The organism is uncultured Neglectibacter sp. (assembly GCA_937958185.1).
Classification (GTDB): Bacteria; Bacillota; Clostridia; order Oscillospirales; family Acutalibacteraceae; genus Acutalibacter.
Genome location: CALFFN010000016.1, coordinates 15,312 through 36,535 on the forward strand (window position 1 = coordinate 15,312; position 21,224 = coordinate 36,535).

Annotated in this window: 18 protein-coding genes and 1 other annotated feature; of the genes, 12 read left to right on the plus strand and 6 right to left on the minus strand. The window is 56.5% G+C overall.

Annotation, left to right across the window (positions count from 1 at the left end; genetic code table 11):
* Window positions 1-15 precede the first annotated feature (15 nt).
* The 3 genes from wecB (at window position 16) to AB8996_RS04510 (ending at window position 3,998) form a co-directional block, all read left to right on the plus strand.
* Window positions 16-1,131 (plus strand): non-hydrolyzing UDP-N-acetylglucosamine 2-epimerase, encoded by a 1,116-nt coding sequence (gene wecB, locus AB8996_RS04500; RefSeq protein ID WP_369297777.1) that lies wholly within the window; start codon window positions 16-18, stop codon window positions 1,129-1,131.
* 69 nt (window positions 1,132-1,200) lie between these two features.
* The gene (locus tag AB8996_RS04505; protein ID WP_369297778.1) at window positions 1,201-3,348 is read left to right on the plus strand and encodes a sulfatase-like hydrolase/transferase; all 2,148 of its coding nucleotides are present in this window, start codon (window positions 1,201-1,203) and stop codon (window positions 3,346-3,348) included.
* A 74-nt stretch (window positions 3,349-3,422) separates the two neighbouring features.
* A complete protein-coding gene (locus AB8996_RS04510) occupies window positions 3,423-3,998 on the plus strand; it encodes an N-acetyltransferase family protein (RefSeq protein ID WP_369297779.1) in 576 nt (191 codons plus the stop codon).
* A 52-nt stretch (window positions 3,999-4,050) separates the two neighbouring features.
* Here AB8996_RS04510 and AB8996_RS04515 read toward each other — a convergent pair whose 3' ends face one another.
* Window positions 4,051-4,377 (minus strand): helix-turn-helix domain-containing protein, encoded by a 327-nt coding sequence (locus AB8996_RS04515; RefSeq protein ID WP_369297780.1) that lies wholly within the window; start codon window positions 4,375-4,377, stop codon window positions 4,051-4,053.
* 168 nt (window positions 4,378-4,545) lie between these two features.
* Here AB8996_RS04515 and AB8996_RS04520 point away from each other — a divergent pair, with 168 nt between their 5' ends.
* From AB8996_RS04520 to AB8996_RS04540, 5 genes are all read left to right on the plus strand, one after another.
* Window positions 4,546-8,190, plus strand: coding sequence for an S-layer homology domain-containing protein (locus tag AB8996_RS04520; protein ID WP_369297781.1), 3,645 nt, complete (start codon window positions 4,546-4,548; stop codon window positions 8,188-8,190).
* Window positions 8,191-8,453: 263 nt separating this feature from the next.
* Complete coding sequence (locus AB8996_RS04525; RefSeq protein ID WP_369297782.1) at window positions 8,454-8,729, plus strand: OadG family protein; 276 nt, start codon at window positions 8,454-8,456, stop codon at window positions 8,727-8,729.
* A 53-nt stretch (window positions 8,730-8,782) separates the two neighbouring features.
* Window positions 8,783-9,163, plus strand: coding sequence for a biotin/lipoyl-containing protein (locus AB8996_RS04530; RefSeq protein ID WP_369297783.1), 381 nt, complete (start codon window positions 8,783-8,785; stop codon window positions 9,161-9,163).
* 37 nt (window positions 9,164-9,200) lie between these two features.
* The gene (locus tag AB8996_RS04535) at window positions 9,201-10,367 is read left to right on the plus strand and encodes a sodium ion-translocating decarboxylase subunit beta (RefSeq protein ID WP_369297784.1); all 1,167 of its coding nucleotides are present in this window, start codon (window positions 9,201-9,203) and stop codon (window positions 10,365-10,367) included.
* An 18-nt stretch (window positions 10,368-10,385) separates the two neighbouring features.
* Window positions 10,386-11,831, plus strand: a complete 1,446-nt coding sequence (locus AB8996_RS04540) for a pyruvate carboxylase subunit B (protein WP_369297785.1) — start codon at window positions 10,386-10,388, stop codon at window positions 11,829-11,831.
* A gap of 180 nt (window positions 11,832-12,011) precedes the next feature.
* Here the strand turns inward: AB8996_RS04540 and AB8996_RS04545 are convergent, their stop codons facing one another.
* From AB8996_RS04545 to AB8996_RS04555, 3 genes are all read right to left on the minus strand, one after another.
* Window positions 12,012-14,372 (minus strand): valine--tRNA ligase, encoded by a 2,361-nt coding sequence (locus tag AB8996_RS04545; protein WP_369297786.1) that lies wholly within the window; start codon window positions 14,370-14,372, stop codon window positions 12,012-12,014.
* 55 nt (window positions 14,373-14,427) lie between these two features.
* Window positions 14,428-14,687 (minus strand) — a binding site (T-box leader).
* A gap of 63 nt (window positions 14,688-14,750) precedes the next feature.
* A complete protein-coding gene (locus AB8996_RS04550; protein WP_369297787.1) occupies window positions 14,751-15,311 on the minus strand; it encodes a GNAT family N-acetyltransferase in 561 nt (186 codons plus the stop codon).
* Between the two features lie 21 nt (window positions 15,312-15,332).
* Complete coding sequence (locus AB8996_RS04555; RefSeq protein WP_369297788.1) at window positions 15,333-16,103, minus strand: SDR family NAD(P)-dependent oxidoreductase; 771 nt, start codon at window positions 16,101-16,103, stop codon at window positions 15,333-15,335.
* Window positions 16,104-16,565: 462 nt separating this feature from the next.
* Between AB8996_RS04555 and AB8996_RS04560 the strand changes: the two genes are divergently transcribed.
* From AB8996_RS04560 to AB8996_RS04570, 3 genes are all read left to right on the plus strand, one after another.
* Entirely contained in the window at window positions 16,566-17,831 is a 1,266-nt protein-coding gene (locus AB8996_RS04560; RefSeq protein WP_369297789.1) for a hypothetical protein, read from the plus strand.
* A gap of 74 nt (window positions 17,832-17,905) precedes the next feature.
* Entirely contained in the window at window positions 17,906-18,616 is a 711-nt protein-coding gene (locus AB8996_RS04565) for a 5'-methylthioadenosine/adenosylhomocysteine nucleosidase (RefSeq protein WP_369297790.1), read from the plus strand.
* The gene (locus AB8996_RS04570) at window positions 18,613-19,203 is read left to right on the plus strand and encodes a hypothetical protein (protein ID WP_369297791.1); all 591 of its coding nucleotides are present in this window, start codon (window positions 18,613-18,615) and stop codon (window positions 19,201-19,203) included. The genes AB8996_RS04565 and AB8996_RS04570 overlap by 4 nt, the downstream gene beginning before the upstream one ends.
* Window positions 19,204-19,244: 41 nt before the next feature.
* Here AB8996_RS04570 and lexA read toward each other — a convergent pair whose 3' ends face one another.
* Window positions 19,245-19,826: a transcriptional repressor LexA gene (gene lexA / locus AB8996_RS04575; protein WP_369297792.1), complete on the minus strand. Its 582-nt coding sequence runs from the start codon at window positions 19,824-19,826 to the stop codon at window positions 19,245-19,247.
* Entirely contained in the window at window positions 19,814-19,939 is a 126-nt protein-coding gene (locus AB8996_RS04580) for a hypothetical protein (RefSeq protein ID WP_369297793.1), read from the minus strand. Before AB8996_RS04580 ends, lexA begins: the two co-directional genes overlap by 13 nt.
* A gap of 418 nt (window positions 19,940-20,357) precedes the next feature.
* Here AB8996_RS04580 and AB8996_RS04585 point away from each other — a divergent pair, with 418 nt between their 5' ends.
* Window positions 20,358-21,167 (plus strand): peptidoglycan DD-metalloendopeptidase family protein, encoded by an 810-nt coding sequence (locus AB8996_RS04585; protein WP_369297794.1) that lies wholly within the window; start codon window positions 20,358-20,360, stop codon window positions 21,165-21,167.
* The last annotated feature ends 57 nt before the right edge of the window (window positions 21,168-21,224 follow it).

Below are 21,224 nucleotides of genomic sequence, written 5' to 3' on the forward strand. Positions count from 1 at the left end.
AAAGGTTTTGATCGTATGGAAAAAATCAAGGTCATGTCCGTGTTTGGCACGCGCCCGGAAACCATTAAAATGGCGCCGCTGGTCAAGGAGCTGGACAGGCGGGAGGAATTTGACAGCATCGTCTGCGTCACCGCCCAGCACCGCCAGATGCTGGATCAGGTGCTTTCCGCCTTTTCCATCTGCCCGCAGTACGATTTGGACATCATGAAGCAGGGGCAGACCCTGTCGGACATCACGTCCCGGGTGCTGCAGGGCATGGAGCAGGTCATCAAAGAGGTCCAGCCCGATATGATTTTAGTGCACGGCGACACCACCACCACCTTTGCCGGGGCGCTTGCCGCCTACTATGCCAGAGTGGCGATCGGGCACGTGGAAGCGGGCTTGCGCACCCACGACAAATATTCCCCCTACCCGGAGGAAATGAACCGCCAGTTCGTGGGCTGTATGGCGGACCTGCATTTCGCCCCCACGGAGCAGAGCCGCCGGAACCTGCTGGCGGAGGGGAAGCGCCCGGAAACCATTGTGGTGACGGGCAACACCGCCATCGACGCGCTTTCCACCACCGTGCGGAAGGAATATTCCGACGGGCTGCTCCGCTGGGCGGAGGGCTCCCGCCTGCTGGTGCTCACCGCTCACCGCCGGGAAAACCTGGGCGAGCCCATGCATAGAATGTTCCGGGCGATCCGCCGGATCATCGACGAGTTCCCGGACGTGAAGATGGTGTATCCCGTGCATTTGAACCCTCTGGTGCAGCAGGCTGCCGATGAGGAATTTGGCGGCTGCGACCGGGTGAAGCTGGTTCCTCCCATGGAGGTCATCGAGTTCCACAACCTGCTGGCGCGCTCCTGTTTGATCCTGACCGACAGCGGCGGGATACAGGAGGAAGCCCCTTCCCTGGGCAAGCCCGTGATCGTCCTGCGGGATACCACCGAGCGCCCGGAGGGTATCGCCGCCGGAACGCTGAAGCTTGCCGGGACAGAGGAAGAGACCATCTACGGTATGATCCGGGAGCTGCTGACGGACAAACAGGAATATGACCGCATGAGCCGTGCCAGTAACCCCTATGGGGACGGTCAGGCGAGCCGCCGTATTGCGGACGCCATCGCCGCATGGGCGGCAGGGCGCAAATAGAGCCTGCGCTTCGGCTTTGCAAAAAAATCCATCGTCAAATCATTCATAAAAGTGAGGGTTTGAAGAGCTATGAACAACCTGGAAAAAGAAGAAAAAGAAACGGAAAATTCACAGCCGGAAACGGAAAAAGGACGTCGCTGCCCGGTGGGGATCACATTTTCAAACTGGAGAAAAAACTGGCGGCTTGCCGGGATCGTGCTGCTGGTTGCCTGCGTTTTGCTGGCGTTTGCCGCCCCCACCGTCTGGGAGAATACCGGCACGGGGGAAACCGTGTTCCATCATGTGGCATTTGGGTGTTACATAGGCGTTTCCCTGGCGGCAATCCTGCTGTGCCTGTTGGAAATCCGGCTGCCGGAAGCGGTTCGCCGCGTTTTCGGCTGGGTGCTGCCCCTTGCCACGCCATGGGTCATTTTCTACATAGTCGATCTCATCAACGACACGAAGGTGCTCTATTTTTCCAACCGGCGGCTGGTTGCCAATTATCTGTGCTACCTGCTGGTGTTTGCACTGGTGTATGCTCTGTGCCGCCGGGCATGGCTGACCACCCTGATCGGCGGCGGCGCCTGCCTGGCTTTCGGCATTATCAACTATTTTGTCATTCAGTTCCGCGGGAAGCCCATTCTGCCCTGGGACATTCAGGCGGTCACCACGGCGTTTGAGGTTTCCGGCGGGTACCATTATGAGATCAATCGGCTGATGGCACTGGGGGTCATGCTGCTGGTGTTCCTGACGCTGCTGTGCTACCGGCTGGAATCCCATCAGAAGAAGTGGGGCGGCTGGAAAGCCCAGCTGCTGGAGCGGGGCATTGCGTTCGTGCTGTTCGCGGTGCTGGCGATCCAGATATTCCCCTGCGACCTTCTGACGGATATGGGCATTTCCGTGTGGGCGTGGAACCAGAAGGTCAGCTCCGAGCAGACCGGCGTGCTCACCGGCTTTTTTGCCAACATCCAGTTCGTCATGGTGGATAAGCCGGAAAATTATTCCGTTTCCCGGGTAAAGAGCATCGGGGAAAAGGTGGAAGAATGGGAAGACCCGGCTCCGCTGGGAAAGCCGGAAAAGGACCCTACCGTCATCGTGGTGATGAGCGAGTCCCTCACCGATTTGCAGAATGTGGGAAACGAAGGGGCGCTGCAGCTCAATGAGGACTGCCAGCCCTTCCTGCACAGCCTGCAGGGGGCGGACAACGTGATATGGGGCACGGCGTATTCCTCTGTGTACGGGGGCGACACCTGCAACAGCGAGTACGAATTTTTAACGGGAAATTCCCTGAGCTTTCTTCCCACCGGCAGCAAACCCTACCAGCAGTATGTGGATCACGAGCAGACCGCCCTGCCCTCTATCCTGAAAAGCCAGGGCTATACCTGCACGGCGCTGCACCCCGGCTATGCCACCGCGTGGCACCGGGACACGGCATACCCCCAGCTGGGCTTTGATACGTTCATTTCTGCTGATGAGTATACCTACACCAATCGGGAGCACGGCTTGATCAGCGACGAATCCCACTATAACGAGATCATTCGGCAGTATAAGAACCGCCAGCCGGACGAGAAGCAGTTCCTGTTCACCATCAGTATCCAGAACCATGGCGGCTATGAGAAGGAAGATTATCCCAGCACCGTTCATATTGAAAAGGTGGGGGACGAGGTGCAGGACCCCAACGCCGAGCCCAAGTACCCCCAGGCGGAGCAGTATCTTACCATGCTGAAAAAGACGGATACGGCTACGGAAAAGTTCTTCCGCTATTTTGAGCAGCAGGAGGACCCGGTGATTATTCTGCTGTTTGGCGACCACTGGCCCAATCTGGAAGAGGAATTTGCCAAAAACCTGCTGGGCGTGGACACGGAGGAGCTGGTGTTTGAAGACCTGATGCAGGAGCATAAGGTGCCTTTTGTGATCTGGGCAAATTATCCCATCGAAAGCGGATATGTCGGCGAGACCAGCCTGAACTATCTTTCCGGGCTGCTGCTGCGGGCTGCCGGTCTGCAGGGCACCCAGTACACGAAATTCCTGGAAAATATGCGGCAGGAAATACCTGTTATCAGCGCCCTGGGCACGATGGATAAGGAACTGAACCTGTATCGGAACGGCAACGGCAGGCTGGCGGAGACCCCGCCCCAGGAATATGCCCTTTGGCTCAACGAGTACGCCATTTTGCAGTATAACAACGCCTTTGGCGGCGGGGAAAAGCAGCGGGAGCTCTTTACCGTGGCAGAGTAGCGCGACCTATGGTTCCGTTTCGCCCTGTCCGGCTGCCGGACGGGCAAAAAATTCACTGAAAAGGGAGCTTTCTCATGGCAAAGGTAGCGGTGCGCAGGATCAATGAGTGGGACGGACCGGCAATGCTGAAAATTTATTCCCCCTATACCGGCACGCCCTGCGCGCCGGAGAGGCAGCCCCCGGAGCTGCAAAGCTACATTGCCCGGATCGACACCTACACCTATGGGCTGGGCTGGCTCCTGTGCGAGATCGATTCCACCCCCGCGGGCTTCTGCCACCTGACCGAGGACAGGCACGACCCGAAGAACCTGTTTTCCGTGGAATTTCAGCTTTACGTCAAGCCGGAGTTCCAGCGCAAAGGCGTGGGAAAAGCGCTTTGGGCGCTGATGCGGGACATGATGGAGCTGGGGAACCGCCGGCAGGTGACCGCCAGGGTGGCGCAGGAGAATAAGGCAGGAGCTGAATTTTTCCGCGCCATGGGCTTTCTCCCCGGGGAAACGGAGCAGGAGCCCCAGGGCGCCGTGACGCTGTGGCGGTATGCTCTGACTCCTCTTGACCCTCAGGCGGAGCGCCCCACAAAGCCTTACCTGCTGGAAAACATAGACTATGAAGCCGCCAGAGAGCGGGCGGCAAAGCTGGTAAACCTGTAAAAGACGGGCGCTTCCCACATGGGAAGCGCCCGTCTTTTACAGGTTGCCCGAACTAGGGCAGAAAAGCCTGAACCATAGCCCGCAAAGCTTCCTGCTGTTTGCGGGAAAGCCTGCGGTAGTCTGCCATCAGGACAGCTTCGTCCCGGTTCAGATCATATTGCTGCACAGGCTCTATCACATGACGGATATCAGTATGCCCCACCAGATAATCCACAGAGGTGGAAAAGCAGTCTGCTATCTTTATCAGCGTGGAAATGTCCGGCTCGATATTATGGTTTTCATATTTGTTGATGGACTGCTGGCTTACGCCCACCCGTTCGGCAAGCTGCTGCTGGCTGAGACCCATTTCCCGCCGAAGCAGTTTCAGGTTTTCGAGCATATGTGAAACTCCTTTTTTATTTATAGTAACAACTTTCAGGCGTAAAATAAAAAACCTTAAAGATGTTATTGACAACAACTACAGGGCGTCATATAATAAAGTTGTTTCCTGTGACAACCTTAGGGTTTCCCAAAATGGCTGTCGTAAATCAAAAAAGGAGAGAAGAACATGAAGAAGATTTTAAGCCTGATTTTGGCACTGTGTTTGCTCGTGGGCTGTCTGCCTATGGCGGCAGGCGCCATGGAGGGGACCAGGGTCGCGACCCTTCCCGCCCAGGAAGTGAACACATTTACTCCCACGGAAAGCGGCTGGTATGAATTTTATACCGTCACGAACGAACCATACGGGTATGGTTATGATCTGACGGTTTCCGGCCCCGGAGAAGCCAGAGTGGAGGAGTTCGTGATTCAGGCTGGAGAACCCATATCTCCCGCCGACGCCTGTACGACTCTGGCGAAGCTGACGGCGGGCAGCACCTACACGGTTACAACGAGCCTTACCAGTGAAGAACTGGGATACCAGACTGTTTCCGTGTCCAAAATAGTTCCGGTTGTTGTGCCCTCTTCCGGCGAGATTCAGACCAGTTTTGACGGGAAATATGCCCTGCTTTCCTATACGCCGGCGAAAAGCGGCTGGTACACCATAGGGAACGATAGCGATGATATTTGGATAGATTATTCCTCTTTATTTGCTCGGGACAGAAGAGATTCCGTTTACGGGAGAGAATTTTTCGCTGCGGGGCAGCCCAATTATTTTGTTTGTATGGCAAGCTCTTATTCGATGTGGAATGAGCCGCTTCCCAGTGGGGTTCTGGAGGGAACCATTGCCCCCGCGGAAATCAAAAAGCTGACCACATCGTCTCCTGTCACGGCTACGTCAGGAAACGATGGTGCAGCTGAGAGGTGGGCTTCCTTTACCGCTCCTTCCGCCGGGAACTACACCTTTACCCTCAGCCGTAATCACACTGACGCAAATGGGTGTCAATATATGGCTGTTTACGAGGAAAATTCGCCGATACCCTGGTGGACGATCCCCACTCCAAGCCGTGGCTATATGGGCTTTTCCATCACGTTGACTCTGGAAGCCGGGAAGACCTATTTGATTCATCCTTTCTCCCTTTATGATCTCTGGAGCCTTTCCGTGCGAAGGGTCGGCGCCGCACAGCAGGTTCCCGCCTTTGAAGACCCAAATCCCCGGGAAGTGCCTTACGGAAGCGATTTCGGGGCAATAGACAATCAGCACTGGCGGAACGGAATCAACCCGGCGTACAATACCGCTAAGGACGGCGGCGCCATCACCTATAAAAGCAGCAACCCCGCCGTGGCTGTGGTAGACGCCAACACCGGCAAGGTAACTGCGGGCGGCAGCGCGGGAACAGCTGTGATCACAGCCACTGCCGCTGCGGTAGCCGGGAAGTACGCCGAAGCTTCCGCCAGCTATAACATCGTGGTGGAAAAAGCGGATATTGCTTCCGCCGATCTTACCGATCAAACCAAGACCATAAAAGCAAGCGACCCCAACAACACGGCGGCAGGCTTGATTCGCGCAATGAATCTTCCCAGCCAGACCACGGTCACTTATAACGAAGACTGGTCCGGCGAGGGTAAAACCGCAACGCTTCCCGTCACCTGGACGGGTCCGGCGGAGAAATACAACGCCAGGGGCGGGACCTATACGTTCCAGGCTGCCATTCCCGCCACTACCAATTTCAACGCCTATGCCCCGTCGGCAACCGCTACCCTGACCGTTACCCCGGTCAACGGTACGGTGGCAGCGCCCCTTGCCACGCCGGTGCTGATAGCCAGGAGCGCGGCGCAGAACGCCGCGAGCTACGCAGACTTCAAGCTGCCCACATCTGTTACCATCAACTGTGATAACGGCGTGGCGGCGCAGACCATCACGCCTGAGTGGAGCGTGCCGCTGAGCGCTCTGAAGTCTAAGCCCATAAACAGCAAGACCAATGTAAAAATCACCAATGTGCCGGAGTGGCTCACCATTGACGACAGCGCCATCACCGTGCAGGTACAGATCACCGACAAATTCCCGGTCAATGTTTCTGTGACCCAGAGCGGCACGACTTATGGCACGGCTCTGTCTGACCCCGCCGCTGCCCAGAGCGCCATTGATAACGGTACCGACCTTTCTGGAACGTATACCTACCGCTATACGGGAACCACGGCAGCAGGGAAAAAGTATAATTCTACCGAAAAACCCACCGATGCGGGAACGTATACGGTAACCGCTACCCTGGTGAGCAGCACCCATGTGGGCAGCGGCTCTGCGGAGTTCACCATCGCGCCGAAGGCGCTGACTGCCGCCATGGTGGCGGCGATCCCCGATGAAGCCTATAACAGCGCTCCCCATACGCCGGAGCCTGTGGTGACGGATACAGCGGCGCTGAAAAAGGGCACGGATTATGATGTGACCTATCAGGACAATGTAAACGCCGGAACAGCCACCGCCGTCATCACCGGCAAGGGGAACTATACCGGTACGGTGAACCAGAACTTTACCATTCAGCCAAAGGATATTTCCACGGGAAAGGCTGCTATAACAGGAACGGCTGAAGTGGATTATGCGCTGCTGGCTTCCATCAGCGGTGTGGATTCTACCGATGATTTCACTTACAGCTGGTATGTGGACGGAACAAAGGTAGATGGGAACCGTATCTATCTTTTCCTGAAGGAAGAATACAAGGATAAGGCGATCACTGTTACCGCAACCGCAGACTCCGGCAATTATACGGGCACTACCGCTGCCAGCGAGCCCGTTACCGTTACCGAAGCCGGAGAAGAGATCGTTTCCAGCGCGGTTCCCGGCAAGCCGGAAATCACGGCGAACGCGGGAAACGGACAGATTTCTGTCACTGCCGCTGCGGAATCTGAGAAGCCGGTCGGGCTGTATGAGATCAGGCTTTATGATACCGCTGGAAGCGCTTTGAAAACTTACTTTACTACAGACAGTACCTATACCGTTTCCGGGCTGAAAAACGGTACGGGGTACCAGGCGAGCGTGGTCGCTTACAATATCAATGGCGGAAGCGGGGAAAGCGATAAAATTTCCGTTACGCCAAAAGCCCCCGCCCCTTCCATTCCCTCCGACCCGGAGCCGGTGGTGGAAACGATCACTACGGAGACTGGCAGCGTTGCCACCATTACCACCCAGGCAAACGGCGACAGGGAGATAGAGGTGAAAACGGCTTCCGGCGAAACCTTCGCCAGGATTGAATTGCCCGCCGACCCCGGCACGGGAAAGAGCTTTGTTGACGTAAAGGAGGGGGACTGGTTCAAGTCCGCTGTGGATAACGCCACGGCATACGGGCTGTTCCAGGGCACATCTGACATCACGTTCAGCCCCAACGGCTCCATGACGAGGGGCATGCTGGCGCAGACGCTCTGGAACCTCAGCGGCAAAACAAGCTACGGCAAGGGAGAGGGCACGTTTACCGATGTAAAGGACGGCACGTGGTACGAAAACGCCATTGACTGGGCTGCGAAAGTCGAAATCGTTTCCGGCACGGGAGGGGGAAAATATGCCCCGGAGCATTCCGTTACCCGGGAACAGATAGTGACCATGCTGTACCGTTACGCCCAGACCATCTGCGCGGATACGAAGGGAAGCGCCGGTCTGGAAAGCTTCCCGGATTCCGGCGAGGTGTCCGGGTTCGCCCGGGAAGCCGTGGCATGGGCGGTAGCCGAGGGCTTGCTGACAGGCAGAAGCAGCGGCGGTATAAACTATATCGCGCCGCAGGGCACAGCCACCCGGAGCGAAGTGGCAGCCATTTTAACAAGGTTTGTGGAATTTCTGAAGTAAAAAAGAATCATCGAAAAGAATAACTGATTTGAGAAGCCCCCTCCCGCATACTGCGGGAGGGGGCTTGCTGTCCAAAAAGGGAACATAAAAAATTTTTCAAAACTTCCCGCGGACCATTGTAAATTTTCCCAGCTTGTGCTATGATGAATGTATTCTGATAAAATAGGGAAGAATGGTGTTTTTTACCAGCTTCCCCAGTAAGCTCCTGTATTTGTACCAGGCTTTTTTTCCATAATTTCAACAGGGAAGGGAGGGTGAGAGCAATGAATGAACCCAGTACGCTGCAAGTGGTTGCGATGGGGCTGATTACCGTTTTTGTGGTATTGGTCTTCTTGATCCTTATCATCAAGCTTATGGGTCTGATCATGACGAAAGTCGCCGAGAGGAAGAGCACTCCTGCTGCGGCTCCTGCCGCCCCGGTCAGCGCTGCCCCGCAGATCGACAAGCAAAAGCTGGTGGCAGCGGTTGCCACCGCCATCGCGGAGGACATGGGCACAGATGTGGACCACCTCAAGATCCATTCCATTCGCAGGCTGTAACGGCTCTGCGGCAAAAACTACTGAGAGACAAAATGAAAGAGAGGATTTCCAGTATGAGAAAGTACAATGTCAATGTAAATGGCACTGCTTATGAAGTTACCGTAGAAGAAGTCAAGGGCGGCGCAGCCCCCGCTCCCGCAGCGGCTCCTGCCCCTGTGGCAGCCCCTGCCCCCGCTGCCGCACCCGCTCCTGCCGGGCAAACTCCCGCTAGCGCGGGAGTTGGGGAGCAGATCACTTCCCCCATGCCCGGAACCATTCTGGACGTGAAGGTCGCAGCCGGTCAGGCAGTGAAAGCCGGCGACGTGCTGATGATCCTGGAAGCCATGAAGATGGAAAATGAGATCATGGCTCCCAAGGACGGCACCGTCACCTCCGTTTCCACCTCCAAGGGCGCTTCTGTGGAGAGCGGCACACTCCTTTGCACCATCGCCTGAGAAATTTTTTCGATAAAAATATAAAGGAGTGACATTCATGGACGCAATTTTGAGCTTTCTGCAAAGCACAGGATTTGCATTCATCGCTCAGGACCCCCTTTCTCTGGTGATGATCGCCATTTCCTGCGTTTTGCTGTACCTTGCTATTGTCAAGAAGTTTGAGCCGCTGCTGCTGCTGCCCATCGCTTTCGGCATGCTGCTGACGAACCTGCCCGGCGCGGGCATGTACCATGCCGAGTATTTTGCAAACGGCGTCATCAACTGGGCTGAGCTGGGCACAGGACACGGCGGGCTGCTGGACTATCTCTATCTGGGCGTAAAGCTGGGTATCTACCCCTGCCTGATCTTCATCGGCGTGGGCGCGGGTACGGACTTTGCCCCCCTGATCGCGAACCCCAAGACCCTGCTGCTGGGCGCTGCCGCTCAGCTGGGCATCTTTATCACCTTTATCGGCGCTCAGCTGCTGGGCTTTACCGGCGCTGAGGCAGGCTCTATCGGCATTATCGGCGGTGCGGACGGTCCTACCGCCATCTTCACCACGGCGAATCTCGCCCCCCATCTGCTTGGACCCATTGCCGTGGCGGCGTATTCCTACATGGCGCTGGTGCCGGTGATCCAGCCCCCCATTATGAAGGCTCTCACCACGCCCGCAGAGCGGAAGATCAAGATGAAGCAGCTCCGTCCCGTTTCCAAGACGGAGAAGATCCTGTTCCCCATCGTAGTCACGATTTTTGTTTCCTTCGTGCTGCCCTCCGCCGCTCCTCTGGTTGGCTGCCTGATGCTGGGCAACCTGATGCGTGAGTGCGGCGTTGTGGAGCGCCTGAACAAGACCGTTCAGAACGAGCTGATGAACATTGTCACCATCTTCCTGGGCATTTCCGTAGGCGCTACCGCTACCGCGGCGAACTTCCTGAACCTCCAGACATTGGAGATCCTGGCAATGGGCGTTGTCGCCTTTGGCTTCGGCACTGCCGGCGGCGTGCTGCTTGCCAAGCTGATGAACGTGTTCTCAAAGGAGAAGGTAAACCCGCTGATCGGTTCCGCCGGCGTTTCCGCGGTTCCCATGGCTGCCCGCGTTTCCCAGGTGGTGGGGCAGAAGGAAGACCCCAGCAACTTCCTGCTGATGCACGCCATGGGTCCCAATGTGGCAGGCGTGATCGGTTCCGCAGTGGCGGCAGGCGTGCTGCTTGCCCTGTTCGGTTAAGAAAGGTGAGGTGCAATTATGGCTAAGAATCCCTTAAAGATAACAGATACCATTTTGCGTGACGCTCACCAGTCTCAGGCGGCTACCCGCATGAAGCTGGAGGACATGGTGCCCGCGCTGCCCCTGCTGGACAGCATTGGCTACTGGTCCCTGGAATGCTGGGGCGGCGCTACCTTTGACGTGTGTATGCGTTTCCTGAACGAAGACCCGTGGGAGCGCCTGCGTACCCTGAAGAAAGGGCTGCCCAACACGAAGCTGCAAATGCTGCTCCGCGGACAGAACCTGTTGGGGTACCGCCACTACGCCGACGACGTGGTGGAAGCCTTCTGCAAGAAGTCTATCGAAAACGGTATTGATATCGTCCGTATTTTTGACGCGCTGAACGACCCCCGGAACGTGGAGGCGGCAGTGAAGTATGTCAAGGAATACGGCGGCATGGCGGAGGTCGCCATCAGCTATACCCAGAGCCCCGTCCACGACGAGGATTACTTCGTGAAGCTGGCAATGCAGCTGGAAAAGATGGGCGCGGATACCATTTGTATCAAGGACATGGCGAACCTGCTGCTGCCCTATGACGCCTATTCCCTGGTGAAAAAGCTGAAAGAAAACGTGGGCGTGCCCATTCATCTGCACACCCATAACACCACGGGCACCGGCGATATGACCAACCTGATGGCTGCCCAGGCAGGCGTGGACATTGTGGACTGCGCTTTAAGCCCCCTGGCAAACGGTACCTCCCAGCCCGCCACGGAATCCATGGTGGCAACGCTGCAGGGCACCAGCCGCGACAGCGGTCTGGACCTGACAAAGCTGTCCGAGGCTGCCGCCCATTTCCGCACGGTAGCGGAAAAGCTGGACGTGAACCCCAAGGTGCTGAAGGTGGATACCAACACCCTGCTGTACCAGGTGCCCGGCGGAATGCTTTCTAACCTGATCTCTCAGCTGAAGCAGGCAAATGCCGAGGACAAATATTACGACGTGCTGGCAGAGGTGCCGAGAGTGCGGGAAGACTTCGGCTACCCGCCCCTAGTGACCCCCACCAGCCAGATCGTAGGCTCTCAGGCAGTGCTGAACGTCCTGTCCGGCGAGCGCTATAAGATGATTACCAAGGAGTCGAAAGGTCTGCTCCGGGGCGAGTACGGTCAGCTGCCCGGCAAGGTCAATGAGGAAGTGCGGAAAAAGGCCATCGGCGACGCCGAGGTCATCACCTGCCGTCCTGCCGACCTGCTGGAGCCGGAAATGGAAAAGCTCCGTGCAGAGTCCAGGGAAAAGGGACTGGGACACAGCGAAGAGGACGTTCTGAGCCTTGCCCTGTTCCCCCAGGTGGCGGAAAAGTTCCTGCGGTGGAGAGACGGCGACCATACCGGGGAAACCGCTCCCGCTGCTCCTGCCGCCGCGCCCAAGGCGGACGACAATTCTCCCCGCACTTTGATCGTGGAGGATCTGACCGGCGGCAATTTCTAACTGACGCTGGAAACAATGCAAAACCAGGCTCCCGGTTCTATTGCAAAGTAGAACCGGGAGCTTTCAGTTTGTCAAAAGAAAAAGTCACCACATACAGAGCAAATCAAAAGCAAGCCGCACGCTGCCTTGCGAGAAATCAAAAAGCTGTGGTTTCTCAGCAGTCCGCAAGCTCTCAGCGGTTCACTGCCGTTCCAACAGCTCCAGCCTTTCTGCCCGGGCGCAGGAAAGCAGGTCGCCCTCATTCCCGAGGAACAGCGGGAACAGGTCTTTGTCGGCGCGAATTTGGAAAACATCTATCTCCGCCCGGAGGGAAAGCCCCCGCTCCGTCTTCTCTTTCCGCATGGCGGAGAGGCTTTCTTTCAGCTGCTCGCCAAAACGGAGCAGGGTTCCGTCCGGCGGGGCGGGCTGCTGCCAGCGGGTCAGGTGCAGGGAAATTTCCTGACGGTGAGGGCGGAACAGCTCCTGATAAATGGTTTCCGTGATGTGGGGCGCAAAGGGCGCGTAGAGCTGCAGCACGGCAAACAGGGCGGAGTACAGGGCATATTGGGCGGCTTTTCGGCTTTCCTCACCGTATTTTTCCGGGGAATAGAGCCTGTCCTTTGCCAGCTCGATATAGGTGTCGCAGAGGTCGTTCCAGAAAAAGCGGTCGATCTCCCGCCGCGCCTGCCCCGCCTCATATTCGGAAAAACAGGCGGCGGCGCTGCGGAAGGTTTCCGCTTTCCGGGCAAGAAGCCAGGCGTCCGCCGGGAGCAGCCGGCTTTCGTCAAACGGTGCGGCAGGGGAGAAATCCGCCAGCAGGGTGGAGGCGAACCGTGCGGCGTTCCACAGCTTGATGAGGAAGCGCTTTTCCGGCTGCAGCTCCGCCGGGGAGAAGAAGGAGTCCGTCCCCAGCCGGGCGTTTGCCGTCCAGAGCCGGAGGACGTCGGCGGAATGTTCCCCAATCAGGGCGGAGGGGTCGGCGCCGTTTCCCTTGGACTTGCTGATCTTTTCCCCTTTCTTTGCCAGCACGAAGCCGGTGATCATCAAATCCTTCCAGGGCAGCTTCCCGGTGTGGAACAGGCTGCGGGCAATGGAATAGAACGTCCAGGTCCGAATGATCTCGTGGGCGTGGGTGCGCATGGACATGGGGTACTCCCTCAGCCCCCGGCTTTTGTGGAGCAGGGGCGTGACAGAGGAAGTCGCCCAGGTGTCCAGCACGGCGGTTTCCGGCACAAATTCCGTGCAGCCGCAATCACAAACGCCGTGATAAGGCGACGCCAGGGGGTCGATGGGTAGGGTCTCCGGGTCGGCAAACACCGGCTTGCCGCAGGTCTTGCAGTACCACACCGGGAAGGGCACGCCGTAGTACCGCTGGCGGGAAATGCACCAGTCCCATTTCAGGTTTTCCACCCAGTCCAGATACCGTTCCTTCATCTGCGGCGGGTTCCAGTGAATTTCCTCCGCCGCCCGCAGCAGCCGCTCCCGTTCCGGCAGGACGCGGATATACCACTGCCGGGAGGGGAGAATCTCCACCTCAGTGCCGCAGCGCTCGTGAATGCCCACCGTGTGGGAAATGCCCTTCTGCCCCAGCAGCAGCCCGGACTCCTCCAAAAGCCGGACGATCTCCTTTCTTCCCTGTTTTACCGTCAGCCCGGCAAGGTGGGGGACGGTTTCCGCAAAGACGCCCTCCGGCAGCAGCACCCGGCGAATGGGAAGCCCGTGCTGCTCCACCCACTCGGCGTCGGTGCTGTCGCCAAAGGTGGCGCACATGACGATGCCCGTGCCCTTGTCCGGGTCAGCCTTTTCGTCGGGCAGAATGGGTATCTCAAAGCCGTACAGGGGCACCTTTGCCGCTTTGCCCAGATATTTTTGATATTTCTCATTTTCCGGGTGGATAAAAAGGCAGACACAGCCAAACAGCAGCTCCGGGCGGGTGGTTGCCACAGGCAGGAGATCGCCGCCGCAGGAAAAGGGCAGGGTGTAGAAAACGGATTCCGTTTCCTTTGTGTCCAGCTCCGCCTGGGCGATGGAGGTGCGGCATTCCGTGCACCAAAGCACGGGGGCTTCCCGGCAGACGGCTTTTCCCGCTTTTGCCAGCTCTAAAAACAGGGCTTGCGACAGCCTTTGCACCTCCGGCGAGGCGGTCTCATATTGCAGGGACCAGTCCACCGAAAAGCCCATGGAGACAAAGAGCTGCCGGAAATCTTCTTCATATTTTTGGGAGGTTTCCCGGCAGAGCTTGATAAATTCCTGCCGGGGCAGGTCCCGGGCACGGACGCCCTGTTCCCGCTCCACCAGCCGCTCTGTGGGCAGCCCGTTGTCGTCGAAGCCGAAAGGATAGTACACGTTTTCCCCCTGCATTCGGTGAAAGCGGGAAATTATCTCCGCCTGCGTGTAGGAAAACAGGTGCCCGATGTGCAGGCTGCCGCTGACCGTGGGCGGCGGCGTGTCAATGGAGTAGAGCTTGCCCGCCGCCTGCGGGTCGAACCGATAGATCTGCTCCTGCGCCCAGAATTTCTGGACAGCAGGCTCCTGCGTGTGAAAATCGTAATGCTTTTCCATAAATGAACCCCTTTCCTGTTTTTGGGAACAAAAAACGCCCTAAGCAGCTTTCACTGCTTAGGGCGGACTTGTTCCGCGGTACCACCTAAATTCAGGAGACCATGCTCCTGCGCTTGCTCCGTACAGGACACAAAGCCCGATACGGTTTTCCCTGTAACGGCGGAAAAATGCTCCGGCGGCGCCTACTCAGGGTGTTCTCCCCTTTGGGACCGCAGCTCTGAGGCTACTTCCGTGTTCCCTTCACGAAGACTTGCACCGACCGTCTCCTCTCTGCGCTTTCGGAAAACACGTACTCCTCCTCTTCCCAGCTTTTCAAACACATTCCATTTTGTATCTCCCGTTTTATCACAGGAGAAGTTTTTTGTCAAGAAGAATTTTTTACCGATTGTCCTCCGGCACATATTCCATGAGCCAGCAGTCTACCATTTCCCCGTCGTGCAGCTCATGGGCAGGAAGAAATTTGATCTTCCGAAAGCCGCAGGCTTCATAGCAGCGGATCGCCCGGGGGTTGTCCGCGTGGGGGTCTAAAATGACGGACTGCGCGCCCTCATTTTCCACCAGATGACGGAGCAGCAGCCGGAGAAAGGTTCGCCCGATCCCCCGGTTTCGATATTCCGGCTCGCCGATAAACTGGTCTATCCCAAAGGAGGTAAGCTCCGGGTGGGGATATTCGTATTCCTCACGCAGCTCCCCGTCCAGCCGGCCCACGTGGAGATAGCCGATGGGTTTTTCCCGGTACAGAATGATGCAGCGCCGTAAAAGGGGCTCCTCCGTATAGAAATCCTCCTGAATGCGCTCTGGGGTGAATACGGCGCTTTTGCCCTCCCACCATTCCAGGTTTTCCGGGTCGGTGAGCCATTTCAGCAGCAGGGGCGCGTCCTCTGCCGCCAGCGGGCGCAGAGAGACTTCCCCATCTGAAAGAAACAAATGATTTTCCAAAAAAAGTCCCTCCGTCTTTTATTATATCTCCGTGAATTGCATCAGGAAGCCGTGGGGCAGGATTTTTCCAAGGAAATGGTACAGCTTGTAGAAAAAGCCCTTGACGTATACTGTCTTGCCGCGCTTGGCGGCACGGAGGGAGCCTACCGCCACCGCCTGGGGGGATACCCTGGGCAGCTTGTCGATCAGCCGGGACTTGCCCTCTGTCACATTTGCCACGTTCCAAAAATCCGTGTCCATAGGACCGGGACACACAGCCGTCACCTTGATGCCCCGGGGCGCAAGCTCGCTGTGCAGCGCCTTGGAAAGCGCCAGCACGTAGGACTTTGTAGCGCAATACACGGACATTCTGGGGGTGGGGGCAAAGGCGGCGATGGAGGAGATATTCAGGACCAGGCTGTCGTCCAGCATATAGGGCAGGCAAATGCGCATGAGGCCTGTCAGCGCGCGGCAGTTCAGGTCTACCATGCCGGTCTGCAAAGCACAGTTGGACGAAAAAAAGTCCACGCCCTTGCCGTACCCGGCGTTGTTGACCAGCACCTTGATCTCCGGGTTGTTTTCCTTGAGAAGCTGCTCAAAAATGCCCAGGCTTTCCGGCTTTTCCAAATCCAGCGAAATGGCGGCAATGGTCTTGTCCGGGTGTTCCTCGGCGATTTCCTTTAGAAGCTCCTTTCGCCGGGCGACCAGCCAGAACACGTCTACCGTGGGATATTGGGCGATAATGGCGTTGATATACTCTTTTCCCAGCCCGCTGGAAGCGCCGGTGATGACCGCAGTAATCATAGTTGACATTCCTTTCCCAGCAGCGTCAGGAGCCGCCGCTTGTTCTATCTGTAATTTTACGCTAATCTATTTCTTACGTCAAGCAGGGAATCGGAAAAACGCCGTCAAAAGCTCGGTTGAATTTTATCTGCCATATGTTATAATAGACACTAGATTCTGGATTCTGAATGCTGGAAAGGGCGTAAGGGCATAAGAATTGCTGTGGTCGGGTCGCTGGGTCTTCTCTTTGCACGAAGAAGCTCCACGATTGCCCACCGCAGGTGCAGGTGTGGTATAATATCCGCAAAGGGCGTGGATATTATAGATTTTTATTTGCCTCGGTCAGTTCTTCGCTTTGCTCAGACGACCGATTGGCACATTATATTAACGCGCCTTTGGCGCTTATGGTATAATGGGACTTACATAGAAAAGTACCGCGATTATTTCAAAGTAAAGGTTGATGAAAAATTGAGTCAAAGAAAGCTTGTATCAGTGCTGCTGGCAGTTTTGCTCTGCGCAGTATGCTCTTTATCGGCGTTTGCCGAGCCCTCCGGGGAAGTCTGGACAGGGGACGATTTCACCGTGACGCTGCCGGAGGAGATCGTTTATACCTTTTCCCTCAGTGTCCCTGCGGACGACCCTGCCTGGGTCACGGCAGGGATCGGCGATCCGGCAGCCATTCTGGAGGAATATCAGGAAATGGGCGTGCTGGCGGATTTCTACACAGAGGGGCGGAAGGAAAACGTCCGCATGCTGTCCAATGAAAATAGCAGCGCTCAAAACATGTACGATCTGAAGGAGCTGACCGAGGAGCAGCGGCAGTCCTTTTTGGACGGCATTCAGACCCAGAATGACGATGTGACGCTGGAAAAGGAATTTGTGGACATCAACGGGCAGCCCTTCTACCGCATTCAATTTGACGGGGCGACCACCGTGGGGGAGATCCACGAGCTGCAATACGGCACCATTTTCAACGGGCACACCCTGACCTTTCTGGTGGACAGCGAAACGCCTTTGACAGCGGAGCAGAGCGCCCTGGTGGAGAAGCTCGCCGACACGGTGGAGATCACAAAGCTTCTGCCCAAGCCTGAGCCGGATCCGGTAAACCTTGGGTTGATGCTGACCATTTTGGGAGTGATGGCAGTTGTCGTTTTAGCGCCTGTTATCTATCTGCCCCTTCGGAAGCGTCGGGATAAGAAGCAGAAGGCGCAAATGGCGGAGCTGCTCAGCCGGTACCGTAAGACCCACACTGACGAAAACAGCTACGGGGCGCTGAAATTTGTCAATGAGACCGACTGCACCCGGGAAGCGGTGCGGGATTTCAGCCGCTACCATGCCTATGGAAAGAACCTGGTTTCCCTGCTGCTGGGGGCGGCGCTGTGCGCCATGGTGCTGCTGTCCGTGTTCCTGTTTGATACTACCTGGTGGCTGAAGGCAGTGGGCTTTGGTATCACGGTGTATTATCTTTACCGCGCGGTCAGTATGCCCCGGGCTATTGAAAAGGTCCAGCAAAAGGTATTTGGGCGCGGGACCTCCTCCACCGCCCGGTATATGTTCTTTGAGGACGGCTTTCGGGTGACCGGCATTCAGTCCGCCAGTGTGTTCCCCTATTTTCAGATCACCTCCGTCAAACGGCACGGGCACTATCTGTACCTGTACTATGGGTACGACAACGCCTATCTGGTAGATGAGTACGGCTTCTCCATGGGAAGCTTCGAGGAGTTTACCGCGTTTATTTCCGAAAAGATCAAAAAGTGAGAAAAATATTGGGTTTTCTGCGAAGAGCAGGTTAAAATTTGTTTTTTCAAAAATTAAGGAAAGAAGGGATCGGCATGACAAAGCAGCCCGTGGGGATCGTAGGCGCTATGGAAGTGGAAATAGAAGCCGTTTTGGAAGCGGCGGTCGATGTGACCGTACAGGAGCATACCTCCATGAAATTTTACGAGGGTCTGCTTTCCGGCGTGCCCTTTGTGGCAGCCCAGTGCGCCTCCGGCAAGGTAAATTCCGCCCTGTGCGCCCAGGTGATGGCAGACTTTTACCACCCCAGAATGATTTTGAATATCGGCGTAGCAGGGGGGATCGGCAGGGACGTTAAGATCGGCGATGTGGTGATCGCCACCTCCTGCGTGGAATACGATTTTGACGGCTCCGGGCTTTCCGGCTGCCCCGTGGGGCAGATGGACCTGCCCACCGGGGAGGAGATCGTTCATTTTCCCTGTGACGAAGAAATTTCCGGCAAGCTGGCGGCAGCGGCGGAAAGCCTGTACGGTCATGCCCATCGGGGCGTGATCGCCACCGGGGACAAATTCGTGGCGGACCCCGCTTTTGGGCGCAGCCTGAATGAAAATTTCTCCGCCCTTGCCTGCGAGATGGAAGGCGCTTCCACCGCCCACACCTGCTATCTGAATCAAATTCCCTGCGCCGTGCTGCGCACGATCTCCGATAACGGCAACGACGACGCCCCTGCCGATTTCCCCACCTTTGCCAAAGAATCCGCCTACAAGGCGCAAAGGCTTCTGGCAGGCGTGATCGAAAGCCTATGAAGCTGTTCCACGCTTCGCAAACACCGGGGATACGGGTGCTGGAACCCCGGGTCTCAAGCCACGGAAGACCTCTGGTGTATTTTTCGGACTGCCGGGAAAACACCTTGGTTTATCTGAGCAACGCGGTGGAAAAATTCTGCCGGGAAACCGGTCTGCCGCCACAGACCTCCTATTATAAATGGGGCTCCTATGGCTTTACGGAGGAAGGGCTGCTCTGCCTGGAGGAGTATTGGCCGGGCGCCACGGAAGAAACCTACGGCGGAGAAGCCGGGTACCTCTATACCGTGGAAACAGAAAAGGCCCAGCCCCTGTCTGAAATTCCCCATGCCTTCATTTCGGAAGAGGCGGTGAAAGTGACCGGCTGTGAATTCGTGCCCGACGCGCTGACCGCCCTCAGGCAGGCGGAACAGGCAGGAAAGCTGGTGCTGCGTCCTTATGCGGAAAACAGCCCCGAAAAGCTTCAGTGGATCGAGCAGGGGATCCGGCGGGAGTATGAAAAAACGGAAGCGTTTCCCTATTATCGGGAGTTCCTAAAAGCCAAATTCCCGATTCTTGACGGAAAACACCGAAAGGAAAACAGGGGGTGAGCATTTTGCTCACCCCCCATCCTTTTTCCCTGTTTCTGAAATTATAAGTAGCGCATTACGGCGATGACCTTGCCCAAAATAAATACGTGGTCGGTATAAATAGGCTCAAAGTCCGGGTTTTCAGGCTGGAGACGGACGCAGTCCTTTTCCCGGAAAAAGCGCTTTACCGTGGCTTCGTCGTCGATCATTGCCACGACGATCTCACCGTTCTCCGCGGCAGGGGTCTGTTCGGCCACCACGTAGTCGCCGTCCAGAATGCCGGCGTCACGCATACTCAGCCCGCTGACGTGGAGGGCGAACAGCTCTTTGCCTTCCTTCTGGGGAAAGGGCAGATAGCCCTCGATGTCCTCCACCGCCAAAATTGGCTGCCCGGCAGTGACCTTTCCCAGAACGGGAACCTGGACGGCGGCGGTGCTGCCCTCAATGCGAATGGAGCGGTTCAGCCCGGCGTCCCGGGAGATATAGCCCAGCTTTTCCAGCGTTTTCAGATGGGCGTGGACAGTGGAGGTGGAACGAAGCCCGGTGGCGGCGCAAATTTCCCTCACAGTGGGCGGGACGCCCCGGGGCGCTTCTTTTACCAGAAAATCATACACCTTCTGTTGGCTCTTTGTCAGACCGGCCATAACATTTCCTCCCTTACAATATCGCAGATGCTTTCCGAAACACGACCTGTCCCGCGTTCCAATCCCAAACCAAAGGACAGCGGCGCTTTCAGCCGGGTTTCCCGATCCGGCATGAAGTTCCTGCCTGTTATTATCCATCTTATCATAGTATCGTCAAAAAAGCAAACACTTGTTTGAATTTATTTTTGGAAATTTTGGGCAAGCGGGTTTGAAACCCCTCTTTGTTTTTGAATCGTTCATAAAACGTGTGGAATTTCTTTAAGCTTTATTCACAGCACGGTAACAACTCCCCAAATTTTTTGGGTATAATATAGGTGTACTCGAAAAGAAATGGACCGCACCTTTTCTTTGAGATACGTGTTCTACCCTCCTCAATAATACCCCTCAAGCAAAAAGGAAAAACCGGCGATTTCGCCGGTTTTTCCTTTTTGTGCGAATGGCTTTTCTGCCGCCTGCATATTTTCCGGGATTTCGGCTCAAAATACAGTTGCGAACAAAAAACTGTATTTTTCTCCGAAAGGAATGGAACACATGAACCCAAAGCGTTATTCAGAAAGCAAAGCCCGGAAGAACGGATTTTACCTTGCCTTAGCCATCTGCCTGGTGGCGGTGGGCATTGCGGCGTGGAGCACCTACGACGCCGTTCACAATTATGTGCAGGCAGAAAATAAAACCACCTCCAGCCAGGCGCAGCAGCCGAAGAAAACCCCTGCCGCCGGAGAACAAAAGGGAAAGGACGACCCCGAAGCCCCGCGCGCCGCTTCTTCTCCCGTCCCTGCCCGGCAGACGGTAGGCTCTGTGACGGACAAGGCGGAGACCAGTAAGCCGGAAAGCAGCGCGGTCAGCGAACCTGCCAGCAGTGCCCCGGAAGAGCCTTCCAGCGAGCCCCAGGTTCCCGTGAACGCCCCCATGTATGAGATCAGCGGGGAGCTTATCTATCCCCTGGCGTCTCAGGAGGTCCCTCAGGCGTACAGCGCCGGAGCGCCGGTGTATTCCCAAACCATGAAGGACTGGCGTATCCACACGGGCACGGACGTGAAGGGGGAGAGCGGTGAAGAGGTCCTCGCCTGCGGCAACGGGCAGGTGAAGCGCACCTATACCGACCGTATGCTGGGCAACGTGGTGGAGATTGAGCATGGCGACTATGAATTTTACTACTGCGGGCTGGGCGAAAACTTCCTTGTCAAGGAAGGGGACACCGTGACCAAGGGGCAGGCGATCGGCACCATCACCGCCGTTCCCTTTGAAGCGGCGGAGGAGCCCCACCTCCATCTGGAAGTCCGCCGGGACGGCGTTTGTATCGACCCGGAAAGCATTTTGCAGGGACAGGAGCAGGAGTAAGCCGAAAAAGAAAATACAAAAGGCTCCCGGTCGGGGAGCCTTTTTGCTGTGAAAATT